Genomic DNA, 14327 nt, shown 5'->3' on the forward strand with positions numbered 1-14327 from the left:
TTCATGAATGAGAAAGATCAAATACAAAAAAGGACGCAAGGTTCAGCACATCACATTAGAGTATACAGGTACACACAAAGAGCACGAAACCGAAATGCAACTTTTTGTGTATGATGATGCAGATGTTGTAGAATATGATAAGTTTTCTGTCTTGGCTTTAAATTCTTGTTTTGATTACAGCAAAAATAACTGGCTTAATATTCATGGTTTAAATGATATTAATCTCATCAAAACTATCGGATCTAATTTTAAATTAGATGATTTCCTGCTTGCCGATATTTTAAACACAACAAAAAGAACCAAATTAGAAGAACAACAAAACGTTTTGTTCTTTAACATAAAATCACTGCTTCCTTCTGAATATTCAGATAATATTAGCGTAGAACAAATTAGTTTTATTTTGAAAGATGGAATTCTGATTTCTTTTCAAGAAAAACGAAGCGATTTCTTTACGCACATTCGCGAGCGTTTACGTACGCATGCAGGAATTGTTCGAACTAAAAAGGTAGATTATCTCTTGTATCTGCTTTTAGACGCTGTAATGGAGAATTTCTACATTACGCTCGAAGACGAAGAAGATAAAGTAGAAGAGTTGATTAATTTAACTAAAAAAGATGCTAAACCCATTATTTTAGAAAAAATTGAAAATCACCGTGATAATTTAAACTTTTTAAAGCGTTCTATTGTGCCACTTCGAGATTCACTTTATTATTTAAAAACGAAGAAAGATGATGACGATGAAAATGGCTTAATTCAGAAAGAAACGTTTAATTTCTTTATCAGATTGCATCAAAAAAGTTTAGAACTTTTGGAACAGATTGAATCTGATATGAGTGCCTTAGAGAGCGCATCTAATTTTTATTTTTCGGAACAAAGCCGAAAAATGAATGAAATTATGAAAACGCTGACCATCATTTCGGCGATATTTATTCCGTTGACTTTTATTGTTGGGGTGTACGGAATGAACTTTGAAAACATGCCCGAACTCAAGATGCAAAATGGCTATTTTGTTGTAATGGGAATAATGTTTTTGCTAGTAATAGCCCTAATCATTTATTTTAAAAAAAGACGCTGGTTTTAACGTTTGTTTGTCTTCGAAAAACTTGATTTTGTATAAATTTGTTATTTAGAATAAATATAAATAATTATGAGTAAAGCAATATATATAGCCACTAGCGATTACAATAGTGGTAAATCGATTATTACGCTCGGGTTGATGAGTATCTTAATTGGTAAAACGGCCAAAGTAGGATATTTTAGACCTATAATTGAAGATTTTGTTGATGGTGAAGTAGACAATCATATCGAGACGGTTTTGTCGTATTTTAACCTCGATATTGATTTTAAAGATGCTTATGCCATTACCAAAAGCCAGTTAATTAAGAAAAAGAATAAAGGTAAGATTGGAGAGGTCTTAGATACAATAATAGAGAAATACAAAAAACTAGAAGAACGTTTCGATTTTGTTTTGGTTGAAGGTACAAGTTTTACTGGCGAAGGAACTTCTATCGAATTAGATTTAAACGTTTTAATTGCTAAAAACCTTGGAATTCCGACCATAATTGTAAGTTCTGGAGTGGGGAAAACCTTAGAAGAATTTCTAGATAGTTTGTATCTGGTTTATGATTCTTTCAAACTAAAAGAGGTTGAAGTTTTATCTGTTTTTGCCAATAAAGTACAACCTGAGAATATTGAGCTGGTGACGAGCAGTTTACAAAAAACTTTGCCTTCGCATGTTTTGGTAAATACGATTCCACTTATTTCAAGCCTGAATAATCCAACCATGCAGGAAATTGTAAATGTTTTGGATGCTAAAGTCTTATTCGGAGAAAATTATTTAAATAATGAAATTGGACATTACAGCGTTGGAGCGATGCAGCTTCATAATTATTTGGTTCATTTGAATGATAACGCTTTAGTAATTACTCCAGGAGACCGTTCAGATATTATTTTAGGAGCTTTACAAGCAAATGAATCTGCAAATTATCCAACAATCTCAGGAATTATCCTTACGGGAAATATTGTTCCAGAAGAAAGCATTCTAAAGCTTATTGAAGGACTTTCTGCGATTGTACCAATTATTGCGGTTGACGGCGGAACTTATCATATTACCAACAAAATTGGTTCAATCAAATCGGAGATTTATGCCAATAACACACATAAAATAGAAACGTCAATAACGACATTCGAGAAATACGTTGATAACGAAGCGCTGTCTGAAAGATTGATCACTTTTGTGGCTGAAGGTATGACACCAAAAATGTTTCAGTACAATATGGTAAAAAGAGCCAAACAACATAGAAAACATATTGTGCTACCAGAAGGAAATGATGACAGAATCATTACTGCAGCATCAAGATTGTTAGATATGGATGTGGTTGATATTTCAATTATTGGAGATAAAAAACAAATTGAAAATAAAGTAGTTGAACTTGGAATTACATTTGATTTTTCTAAAGTAAATATTATCAATCCTAAAGAATCTGAACTTTACGAAGATTATGCTAATACGTATTATGAGCTAAGAAAAGCGAAAAACGTAAGTATAACGATGGCAAGAGATTTAATGGAAGACGTTTCGTATTTTGGAACGATGATGGTCTACAAAGGACACGCAGACGGAATGGTATCTGGTGCCGCACACACTACGCAACATACGATTTTACCAGCATTACAATTCATTAAAACAAAACCAAATTCATCTGTAGTTTCTTCTGTATTTTTTATGTGTTTAGAAGACAGGGTTTCTGTTTTTGGTGATTGTGCCATCAATCCAAACCCAACGGCGGAACAATTAGCAGAAATTGCAATTTCTTCTGCAGAATCAAGTTTGGCTTTCGGAATTGAACCTAAAATAGCGATGCTTTCTTATTCTTCAGGATCATCCGGAAAAGGGGATGAGGTTGACAAAGTAAGAACAGCAACAGCAATTGTAAAAGAGAAAAGACCAGATTTAAAAATTGAAGGTCCAATTCAATACGACGCTGCTGTTGATTTAAGTGTCGGAAAAAGCAAAATGCCAGATTCAGAAGTGGCAGGGCAGGCGAGCGTACTTATTTTTCCTGATTTAAATACAGGGAATAATACTTATAAAGCCGTTCAAAGAGAAACTGGAGCTTTGGCCATCGGACCAATGTTACAAGGTTTAAATAAGCCTGTAAATGACTTGAGCCGTGGTTGTACCGTTGATGATATTATTAATACAGTGGTTATTACAGCAATTCAGGCGCAGGGAATGTAATATAATTGTGAATTGTGAATGGTAAATTGTGAATTATATTTTGCCTTAAAAAAGTTTTGAGTCTTTCAGAAAACTCAGCACCTTAGAAACTTAGCATCTTAGCACCTTTAAATAAAAATGAAAATACTTATTATAAACTCAGGAAGTTCTTCAATTAAATATCAATTAATGGTCATGCCAGAAAACGAAGTAATTTGTTCGGGGATGATTGATCGAATTGGTTTAGAAACTTCAAATATTACGTTTAAAACAGCCGTATCTTCACATGAAGAAATGTTGCCAATTCCGAATCATAAAGTAGGTTTACAAAAAGTAGCCAATATGCTTTTAGATGCAGAAAAAGGAGTTATAAAATCAACTTCAGAAATTGCTGCTGTGGGACATCGTGTCGTGCACGGCGGAAGTGATTTTAGCGATACTGTAAAAATTGATGACAAAGTCAAAGAAAAAATCAAACAACTTTTTGAATTGGCGCCGTTGCACAATCCAGCGAATTTAGAAGGAATTAATGTTGCTGAAGAAATTTTCAGTTCAGCTGAACAAATTGCAGTTTTTGATACGGCTTTTCATCAGACAATGCCAGAAGTAGCTTATAAATATGCTATCCCAAATTACCTTTTAACTGAAAACAAAGTACGTGTGTACGGTTTTCATGGAACTAGTCACAAATATGTTTCTGAAAAAGCAATTAATTATTTAAAAGATAATTCTAAAATAATTACGATTCACTTAGGAAACGGTTGTAGTATGGCTGCAGTTAAAGATGGAAAATGTATTGATACTTCAATGGGATTCTCGCCTTCAAATGGTCTTATTATGGGAACTCGCGCCGGAGATATTGACCAGTCTGTGGTATTTTATATGATTAAAAATTTAGGATATACGCCAGACGAGGTAAATGCTGTTTTACTGAAACAAAGCGGTATGCTTGGACTAACAGGTTACAGTGATTTACGTGATATTGAAGCCGAAGCCGAAAAAGGAAATAAAGATTGCAAATTGGCATTACAAATGAATGCATACAGAATCAGAAAAACAATTGGAGCTTATGCAGCGGCTTTAAACGGATTAAATGCAATTGTTTTTACAGCTGGAATTGGAGAAAACTCTTCATTCATGCGTAATTTGATTTGTACCGATATGGATTATTTCGGAATTGAAATTGATGCAGAAAAGAATCAAATTCGTTCTAAGGAATTAAGAGAAATCAATTCTGAAAATTCAATCGTAAAAGTTCTGGTGGTTCCAACAGACGAAGAATACGAAATTGCAAATCAGGTTTATCAGTTATTAGAGAATTAATAAGCCTATTTTATTTAAATGGCAGTAACAAAAATTCCGCTCAAAAAAGAAGATGTTGTATTAGTTAAAAATAGAATTAAAGCCAATTCTGTCAGAAGACTTTTAGGATCAGGTTTGACTCTTGTCATTCTTTTAATTGTTTATTTTTCTGTGGACCGTGATACTTCAAGCGATACTTTTTGTTTTTTTAAAATTGGAGTTATTGTTATCAATGCTTTTCTTCTTTTAGGCTGGCTCAGAGATACTAATTTATACAACGATTTAAAAGAGAAACGAAAGTATGTAGGGACTGTAAAAGTCAAGCACAAGAACTATCTTCATGATAAGGAAGATAATTCTACAATCTATCAGATAATCTTTGATGAATGGAGAGTTGGAATGGTTTGTTTTAATGAAAAATTTTGGAATGATATAAATGAAGGCGATGAATTCTACGTTGAACTGGCAACCAATTCTAGTTTAATTCTAAAATTAGAGAAGGATAATATTGATTTTAAAATAGGATTAATCATGTAAATACTTGCTAACTGTTTTATTTTTAGATAATAATAAAAAAAGCTTCCAATGCGGAAGCTTTTTTACTTTTTAGAAATTAAATTTTTGTGAGTATCTTTGAGTTTTAATCCGAACATATTGAAATCGATACTTTTAAAATCAGTTTTCTTCTTTTTCATCGCTTTACAACTTCAAGCACAAGAATTACTTCCTTTCGTAGAAAATTACAGTAAATCTGATTATCAAGGTGATAATCAAATCTGGAATGTCGCGCAAGGAAATGATGATGCGATGTATTTTGCCAACAATCACTATTTGCTTCGTTATGACGGAGTAAAATGGGAAAAATATACACTTCCAAACAAAACCATCATTCGCTCTATTTTGATTGAAGGTGATAAAATCTATTCTGGTTCTTATAAGGAATTTGGTTATTGGTACAGAAAAAACGGAACAATGCACTATGTTTCGATAACCAAAAATCTAAGATTGTTTGACGAAAGAGATAATGAAGAAATCTGGAAAATTTTCAGGTTTAATGGCTCGCTTTATTTCCAGTCTTTCAATGATGTTTTTATTTACAACGGAAAAACGATTAAGAAAATTAAATTTCCTTTCCTTATCTCATACTGTTTTGGTGTAGATCAAAACCTTTATGTTGCTTCTGTACAAGATGGAATTTTTAAAATGAATGATAAGTACATTTCTAATCCAAAAGGATGGAATGTTCTTAAAAAGACAGTTGTTCATGCCATCGAAAAGTATGAAAATAAGACTTATATATTTACACAGAAGAAAGGAGTTTTTGTTGTAGAGAAAGACGGACTAAAAAGTTGGGACAATCCGATAAATGAAACTTTAAAATCGGCTACTATAAATGTGGCGAAATTTATAAAAGGAGAGAAGTTGGTTATTGGAACAGGAAATAAAGGAATTATTATTCTGGATCTAAAAAACAATTCTTATAAAAATATTGAGCGCGACAATGTTTTAATGAATAATTCGGTGCTGAGTATCGGATTTGATAAAGAAAATGATTTATGGGTTGGTCTTGATAATGGTATCGCACATGTTGAGGTTAATTCTCCAATCTCTTTCTTTTATGATAATTCAGGACTTTTAGGTTCGGTTTATTCTGTTGCGCCTATAAACAACGGTTATTTAATTGCTTCAAATCACGGAATATTCGAATATAGTGCCGGAAAATTCCATATGATGCCTAATACTCAGGGACAAGGTTGGAATATTTCTTTAATAAATGGTAAATATGTTATAGGGCATAATGACGGAACTTTTTCATATGAAAATGGCGTCTTGACTAAGATAAACGGAGTCAGCGGAGGCTGGAATATGTCAAAAAGCAGTATTAACGATACTTATTTCCAGTCCACTTACAGTGGTATTTTGGTTTATAATGATCCTTCAGATCTTTCTCATTATAAAATTATCAAAGATCTGGCAAAACCTATAAAATATGTGGCTCAGAACAAAAAAAATGAAATTTGGGCTGCAGATAATTATCGTGGTTTGTACCGAGTTTTGTTAGATGATAATTACAATACTTTGAAAGTTGAAAATGTTACGCAGCAAAGTAAAATAAAAAACGATTTTGGAATAAAAATCTTTGAATTCAGAAAAGAGATTCTCTTTCTTATAAATAATTCCTGGTATACTTATAATTCGATTTCCAATAAACTACAGGAAAATGAATTGTTTAATGAAAGTTTTAAAAATGTCACAGATATCATCTCAATAGATGAAGATCATTTTATGGTTCTCCAAAATGGAATTCTGTATCATATTTATGTGAAAGGAAATAAATTCATTTGGAACATTATTCAGGAGAAATATTATAAAGGAAAATTGATCAATGAAAATTTGAGAATCTTTAAAAAAGACAATTATTACCTTTTTAATCTCGATGACGGATTTATTTCGCTTAAGCTGAAATATGAAAACAAACAAAACTCAAAAATTGAGATCGAAGCTTACAGTAATGATGTTTTAGTTCCGAATGAATCGAAAATTAAATTCAATACCGAATTAAAAATTGATGCTATTTCGGGAATTTATGGAGCAAGTAAACCCAATTTGTTTTATAAACTCGACAAAGCAAAAGATTTTGTACCCATTTCTGACGGATTGATTATCCTGAATAATTTAAGTAGTGGTAATCATAGTGTAGAAATATTTAAGCATGACGGAGCAACTTATGATAAAGTATCTTTTTATAAGTTCAAAGTTGCCGAGCCTTGGTATTTTTCTTTTTGGATGATTCTTCTTTACTTATTAGTAATAGGAGCTGTTTTATTTTTCTATTATAAATGGAATAAGTTTAGATACATGCAGAAATTAAAACTGCAGGCAGAAGAACTAAAGCATCAGAGAGAAATTCTAGAAATGGAGTTGAAAAAAGAAAACGAACTTAATCTTCAGGAATACGAAAAGCATATTCTGGAACTTGAGTTACAATCAAAATCTTCTGAAGTTGCCGGAAAATCACTTTCAATTGCTAAGCAAACAGAAATGATTGATAAAATTCAGGGAATTCTGGAAACTGAAAAGGATTTTGCTAAACTGAAAAACGAGATCAAAAAAGCAATCAAAATTAATGAAGTAAATAAACATGAATGGGAAATATTTGAAACCAATCTAAATCAAATCCATAATGAGTTTATTATAAATCTTTCTAAAAAATATCCACACTTAACTCCAAAGGATATTAAGTTGTGTGTTTATCTTAAAATGAACCTTTCTTCGAAGGAAATTGCCCCTATGATGAACATATCATTTAGAGGTGTAGAATTGCATAGATATCGTCTTAGAAAGAAGCTAAACCTTACTCAAGACGAAAACCTCTCAAAATTTTTATTAAGTCTGTAAGATTTGATTTTATTTTTTGAAGATATTATATTTTTGGAACTCTATTTTTACATAATTCTAATACATCATTACTACATCATAACGTTATGTTAAAGAAAATTGTTTAACATTTATTGTTTTGTAAATCAATGATTTGTGTGTAAATTTTAACATAATGATGTAGCTGTGTTGTAGTGGTATTTGATGTACTACAACGTTGTAATTGTTTAATTTGGCTCTACTAACTTAAACGATTACGAACTGTATGAAAAATTTTATTTTTAGCTTTTTAGCTCTCTTGTTGCTGCCTACATATATGATGGGGCAGGCACAAGCAATTAAAGGAAAAGTAGTAGACAGTAGTGGTATGGGAGTTCCGGGTGCTATTATTAGTGCTTCAGAATCCAGAACTTCTGCTGATGCTGATTTCGATGGTAATTTCACCATTAATGCTAAAGCTGGAGAAACTTTAAAAGTTTCTATGCTTGGCTTCGATTCTGTTTCTATTCCTGCAGCCGCGGGAGGAATGGTAATTACTTTAAAAGAAGCAGGTGATACTGCATTAAAAGAAGTAGTTGTTATTGGTTACGGTACCAGAAAGAAAATTGATAATACTTCAGCAATTACTTCATTAAAAGCTGAAGATGTTACAAAAACAAAGGTGCTAAATGCTTCACAGGCTATTCAGGGTAAAGCAGCTGGGGTTCAGGTAACTTCTTCAGATGCTCCAGGAAGTACACCTTCTGTAGTTATTAGAGGTTTAGGTACTGCATTAGGAGGAAGAAATCCTTTATATATTGTTGATGGTATGCCAACAGAAAACATCAATAATATTAATACAAATGATATTACTTCTTATGAAATCCTAAAAGATGCTTCTTCTCTGGCAATTTATGGTACAAGAGCTGCAAACGGGGTAATCATTATTACTACTAAAAAAGGTAAAGGTGATAAAGTTACCGTAGAAGTTGAAAGTTTTGCAGGTTTTAGAAAACCGCTTAAAACTATGAAAATGGCCAACAGCGACCAATATGTGGCTTACACAAATGCGGCTCCTGGAACTATTGATTATTTTGCTGCAAATCAGCCTTATAATACAAATTGGTTTGACGAAATAACAAGAACTGGTTCTTACTCGCAAAACAACGTTTCGGTTTCTGGAGCTTCAGAAAACGTAAAATACTTCTTTAGTGCAGGAAATTACGAAGAAAAAGGAATTTTAAATGGTTTAGATTACAGCCGTATCAATTTTAGAAACAACAACGAATATAAAATTTCTAAAAGAGTTACGTTAAATCAGAACTTTAGTTTTACTTCAGCTAATTCTGCACCAAAACCTTTAAGCGCATTTACAAACGCTTACAAACAATCTCCAATTGTTCCAGTTTATTTTTCTACAGGACAATATGGTGTATCTTTCAGAAACTCAGATGATATTGCTGGACCAACAGGTGAAAAAGGTGCATTTAACAATGTTGGAAACCCAGTTTCTCAATTAAATTTTTATGATGAGCAACAGCGCAGTATAACACTTCAAGGTGGTTTAAAATTAGATTATGAAATTATTGACGGTCTGAAATTTACATCACAATTTAATGGTGAATTTTATACATGGAAACAGTATAATTTCGAAGACACAAAAAATATCTGGTTGGCTGCAGATCCAACTCGTACAGCAGATCAGTATCTTTCAACTGCAAACACCAATTTGTTAACACGTGGTAGAGAGCAGTATTTCAACTGGAACTTAACGAATTATTTTACCTATAATAAAGTATTCGCAAGCATTCACGATGTTGAATTAACTGCAGGTATGGAGGTTTCTGTAAAAGGACCAAGAGAAAAACTTTCTATTGTTAGAAAAAATGTAAATCCAAATTCTAATTATTGGTCACTTTACAATGAAAAAGATGCTAAAGGTGTTGATTATGCAGGAAATGTAGTAAACCTTTACGATATTAAATTTAACGAAAGCAGATTGGCTTCTTATTTTGGACGTTTCCAATATAAGTTGATGGACAGATACTTACTTACAGGAACGATAAGACGTGACGGATCTTCGAATTTTGCAAAAGATTACCGTTGGGGAACTTTCCCATCTTTCGGTGCTGGATGGATTGTGACAAAAGAAAACTTCATGTCTGACATCAAAGGTGTTGATATGATTAAATTAAGAGGAAGCTGGGGTAAATTAGGAAATCAAAATGTTCCTTTAAACAATCAGGCTTACAACTCTGGTCTTAACAGTTATTTAGGAGGTTCTATCCTTTATGAAGGAACTACAATCTCTTCTCAAATTGACCCAAGTTTATCATGGGAAATTACAGAAGAAGCTTCTGTTGGTATCGATTTCCAACTTTTAAACAATAGATTATCTGGATCTTTCGATTATTATGATAAAAACACAAACAACGTAATTTTAAATACCAAACCTTATCCAACTTCTGGAATTACTTTGGCAACACCTGCACACGTGGGAGAAGTTTCAAACAAAGGTTATGAGATTGCTTTACGTTGGGATGACAAAATTACAGATCAGTTAAGTTACTGGGTTGGAGGTAATTTCTCTCACAACAAAAACGAACTTTCTGGATTAAAAGATTTAGAGCTTTCTCCTGTAATTGGAGGAAATCTTGGAAATGGTCAAAATACTAAAATATTAGATAAAACTTCTGTAGGCCAACCATTAGGAAGTTTCTATATCTACGAATATGCAGGTATTGATCAAGCTACTGGTAATATGTTGTACTACAATGCTGCTGGAACAAAAGTTACTCAAGATGCATTAGATTTAACTAAAGACAGAAAATATGTTGGTTCAATCCTTCCAAAAAATAACTATGGTGTTACTTTAGGATTAAACTACAAAAACATTGATTTCTCTGTAGACGGTTACGGTACAAGCGGAGCAAAAGTATATAATGGTAAAAAAGCACAACGTTTTTCAGGAGAAAACATCGAAGCTTCTTTAGCAACAGATTTCTGGACTTCGGCTAATCCAACAGCATCAAATCCTGCACCATTCAATCAGGTTCCAGTTGCTTCGACTTACTATTTAGAGTCTGGAGATTTCTTTAGAATCAATAACATTACTTTAGGATATAAACTTCCTCTAAACGACACAAGTTTTATAAACTACTGCAGAATTTATGTAAATGCAATTAACCCATTTATTACTCAAAAATTCTCTGGATTTTCTCCTGAGTTAAATGGTGATGGTAATCCTTACGGAACTCAGGGAGTAGAGCTTGATGCTTATCCTACTTTAAGATCTTTCGTTATTGGTGCTAATTTAAAATTTTAATATTATGAAAAAGATATATATATCAATGTTTGCATTGTCAGCATTATTTTTTACAGGATGTGCCGACGACTTTTTAGATGTTGATCAAACAGAGTCAATCTCTACAAACGATATAGAGTTGTTTAATAATGATGCTGGTGCGGCAACATTTGTTACTTCTATTTACAGCAAATTTCTAGATTGGGACATGAGTTCATTCGGTTGGATCGGACTAGCAAGTATCACTACTGACGATGCTGACAAAGGTTCATCTCCAGGTGATACAGGAACTGATAAAGATGTTTTGGATGCCTTGACTTATAACGCTTCAAATCCTTCTGCAGAGAGTACTTTTACAGCTCAATATGACGGAATCAACAGATGTAATCAAGCGTTAAATATTCTTCCAAAATTGGATAAAGCAAGTCCAGCATTAAGAGAAAGATTAATGGGAGAGGCTAAATTCTTAAGAGCTTTCATGTATTTTACTTTGGTAAAATGTTATGGTGGAGTGCCAATTGTAGATCATTTGGCTAATCCATCTTCAATCGAAGATAAAAATATGTTGCTTACTCAAAAAACTGCAGCAGAAGTATATGCTTTTATTGAGAAAGATTTAAATGAAGCTATTGAAGTATTGCCACTTAAATCGGCTTATTCTTCTGATGAAAAAGCAAGAGCTTCAAAAGGTGCAGCTTACGCTTTATTAGCAAAAGTTAACTTATACCAAAAAAACTGGCAGAAAGTAATAGACAATTGTAATCTGGTTACAGGATATTCAATTGATCCAAGTTATGCTAATATGTTTAGAAAAGCAGGAGAAAATGGTGTTGAATCTATTTTTGAAATCAACGGAGTAGGTACTGTGCCAATTAAAGGTATTGCTGGATATTCTAATACGCAAGGTGCACGTGGTACCGGCGGATGGGGATGGGGATTCAATGTTCCTTCTCAAAGTTTATTGAATGCTTACGAAGCTGGCGATGTTAGAAAAGATGCAACTATTATCTTTAGAGGAACTACTTTATATGATGGAAGAGTTGTTCCGTCAACTGTAGAAAACCCAATGTATAATTTTAAAGCGTATTCTTCTCAATTTACAGATGCTTGGGAAACAGATGCAAATATTACTTATTTGAGATATGCTGAAGTTTTATTGATGAAAGCTGAAGCTTTGAATGAATTAGGACAGACTTCTGAAGCGATTCCGTTGTTAAACCAAATCAGACACAGAGCTGGTCTTGGCGATACTCCAGCGACTAGTCAAGCAGCAGTAAGAACTGCAATCTGGAAAGAAAGAAGAGTTGAGCTTGCTTTTGAGTTCGATCGTTTCTTTGACTTAGTACGTACAGGTCAGGCAAAAGCTGCTTTTGCTGCTGACGGAAAAGTATTTACTGAAAACAAAAATGAATTGTTCCCAATTCCGGCTTCATTCATTATTCAGGCAAATGGTTTAACGAAGCAGAACCCTGGTTATTAATAAAATCTTTAAAATCACTTCCTTCAGTTTTCTGAAGGAAGTGATCATTTATTACAATCTCAAAATCTTTATAATGATTAGAATTTCAGTTTTATTTTTAGCTTTTACTTTTTTTAGCTGTGGAAACAATGCCGATAAGTCGAAAGAAAATGCGGAAGAAAATACTTCTGGCGTTACTGCATTAACAGATGAACAGCTTTTAGATATTGTTCAAAAACAAACATTTAAATATTTCTGGGATTATGCAGAACCAAATTCAGGTTTAGCCAGAGAACGTTATCATCCAGATGGGAATTATCCTGAAAACGATTCCAATATCGTAACAACAGGAGGTTCAGGTTTTGGATTGATGGCTATTGTTTCTGGTATGTCTCAAGGATATATTACAAAAGAAAAAGGTGTAGAAAGACTTAACAAAATTGCAGATTTTTTAGGCAAAGCAGATCGTTTTCATGGAGCATGGTCGCATTGGATCGATGGAAATACAGGAAAAGTAAAACCTTTTGGAACCAAAGATAATGGCGGTGATTTGGTCGAAACATCATTTTTGGTTGCGGGAATGATTACTGTTCGTGAATATCTTAAAAATGGTTCTGAAACAGAAAAAGCAGTTGCCCAAAAATATGACGCACTTTGGAAAGGTGTAGATTGGAAATGGTACACCAACAATAAAGATGTTCTGTATTGGCACTGGTCGCCAAATTATGCATGGCAGATGAATTTTCCATTACAAGGATATAATGAATGTTTAATTACTTATGTAATGGCAGCATCTTCGCCAACACATTCAATTGATGCGAAAGCATATCATGAAGGTTGGGCGAGAAGCGGCGAAATTGTTTCTCCAAATACAAAATACAATTTGCCTTTAATTTTAAAACATAATGGAGCAGAAGAATTTGGCGGACCCTTATTTTGGGCGCATTATTCTTATGTAGGTCTAGATCCGAATCAATTAAGCGATAAATATGCTAATTACTGGGATTTAAACGTAAATCAGACCAAAATCAATTATCAGTATTGTGTAGAAAATCCAAATAAAATTCCGGGATATGGTCCTGAATATTGGGGATTAACAGCTTCGTATTCCAGAAATCCAGATGGGTCTGTAGGATATAATGCACATATGCCAAGCAACGATCAAGGCGTGATTTCGCCTACAGCTGCTATCAGTTCAATTGTGTATACGCCAAAAGAGTCTATGACTTTTATTCGCAATTTATACGAAAATCATAAAAAGGAAACTTGGGGAGATGCAGGATTTTATGATGCCTTAAGTTTAGGAAATAAATGGGTTGCAAAACGTTATTTGGCAATTGATCAGGGACCTGAAGTAGTAATGATTGAAAACTACCGAACAGGTTTATTATGGAAATTATTTATGAATGCACCTGAGGTAAAACAAGGTTTAACAAAACTTGGATTTAAATCTGGGAAATACGGAATTTAAAGGTGAGTACGAAGTATAAATTAGCTTTTTTATTCACTTTTTCGTCTTTGTTTGGTTTTAGCCAAAGCGAAACAACCGGAAAAATTAATACGGTAATCATGGCGAAGTATGAGCTTGGTTATGTGTTGCATAAACCTGCAAATACAAAAGAGAAAAAGCCTTTAATAGTTTTTATTTCTGGTGATGGAGAAAAAGGAACTGATCTTGAAAAAGT

At 33.0% G+C, this 14327-nt stretch carries 8 protein-coding genes and 1 pseudogene; all 9 read left to right on the forward strand.

Translation table 11 applies throughout. The annotated features are described in order from the left end of the window. The first annotated feature begins 7 nt into the window (after window positions 1-7). Entirely contained in the window at window positions 8-1081 is a 1074-nt protein-coding gene (gene corA / locus VGE71_RS02285; RefSeq protein WP_331136849.1) for a magnesium/cobalt transporter CorA, read from the forward strand. A gap of 66 nt (window positions 1082-1147) precedes the next feature. Continuing rightward, on the forward strand, window positions 1148-3241 hold the full coding sequence (gene pta / locus VGE71_RS02290) for a phosphate acetyltransferase (RefSeq protein ID WP_331136850.1): 2094 nt from the start codon (window positions 1148-1150) through the stop codon (window positions 3239-3241). A gap of 117 nt (window positions 3242-3358) precedes the next feature. Then, a complete protein-coding gene (locus VGE71_RS02295; RefSeq protein WP_331136851.1) occupies window positions 3359-4543 on the forward strand; it encodes an acetate kinase in 1185 nt (394 codons plus the stop codon). Between the two features lie 18 nt (window positions 4544-4561). Continuing rightward, a complete protein-coding gene (locus VGE71_RS02300; RefSeq protein WP_331136852.1) occupies window positions 4562-5059 on the forward strand; it encodes a hypothetical protein in 498 nt (165 codons plus the stop codon). 117 nt (window positions 5060-5176) lie between these two features. Beyond that, complete coding sequence (locus tag VGE71_RS02305) at window positions 5177-7921, forward strand: helix-turn-helix and ligand-binding sensor domain-containing protein (protein ID WP_331136853.1); 2745 nt, start codon at window positions 5177-5179, stop codon at window positions 7919-7921. Window positions 7922-8165: 244 nt separating this feature from the next. Beyond that, window positions 8166-11204, forward strand: coding sequence for a SusC/RagA family TonB-linked outer membrane protein (locus VGE71_RS02310; RefSeq protein ID WP_331136854.1), 3039 nt, complete (start codon window positions 8166-8168; stop codon window positions 11202-11204). A 4-nt stretch (window positions 11205-11208) separates the two neighbouring features. Then, a complete protein-coding gene (locus VGE71_RS02315; protein WP_331136855.1) occupies window positions 11209-12663 on the forward strand; it encodes a RagB/SusD family nutrient uptake outer membrane protein in 1455 nt (484 codons plus the stop codon). Window positions 12664-12736: 73 nt separating this feature from the next. After that, window positions 12737-14113: a glucoamylase family protein gene (locus VGE71_RS02320; RefSeq protein WP_331136856.1), complete on the forward strand. Its 1377-nt coding sequence runs from the start codon at window positions 12737-12739 to the stop codon at window positions 14111-14113. A 2-nt stretch (window positions 14114-14115) separates the two neighbouring features. Continuing rightward, window positions 14116-14327, forward strand: a pseudogene (locus VGE71_RS02325) (phospholipase); the annotation flags it as partial.

Source organism: Flavobacterium sp., from assembly GCF_036405015.1.
Classification (GTDB): domain Bacteria; phylum Bacteroidota; class Bacteroidia; order Flavobacteriales; family Flavobacteriaceae; genus Flavobacterium.

Excerpts from the sequence above, each read along its gene's own strand:
- pta (WP_331136850.1), top strand. The coding sequence starts at position 1,148 with ATGAGTAAAGCAATATATATAGCCACTAGCGATTACAATAGTGGTAAA.
- VGE71_RS02295 (WP_331136851.1), top strand. The coding sequence starts at position 3,359 with ATGAAAATACTTATTATAAACTCAGGAAGTTCTTCAATTAAATATCAA.
- VGE71_RS02300 (WP_331136852.1), top strand. The coding sequence starts at position 4,562 with ATGGCAGTAACAAAAATTCCGCTCAAAAAAGAAGATGTTGTATTAGTT.
- VGE71_RS02310 (WP_331136854.1), top strand. The coding sequence starts at position 8,166 with ATGAAAAATTTTATTTTTAGCTTTTTAGCTCTCTTGTTGCTGCCTACA.
- corA (WP_331136849.1), top strand. The coding sequence starts at position 8 with ATGAGAAAGATCAAATACAAAAAAGGACGCAAGGTTCAGCACATCACA.
- VGE71_RS02320 (WP_331136856.1), top strand. The coding sequence starts at position 12,737 with ATGATTAGAATTTCAGTTTTATTTTTAGCTTTTACTTTTTTTAGCTGT.
- VGE71_RS02315 (WP_331136855.1), top strand. The coding sequence starts at position 11,209 with ATGAAAAAGATATATATATCAATGTTTGCATTGTCAGCATTATTTTTT.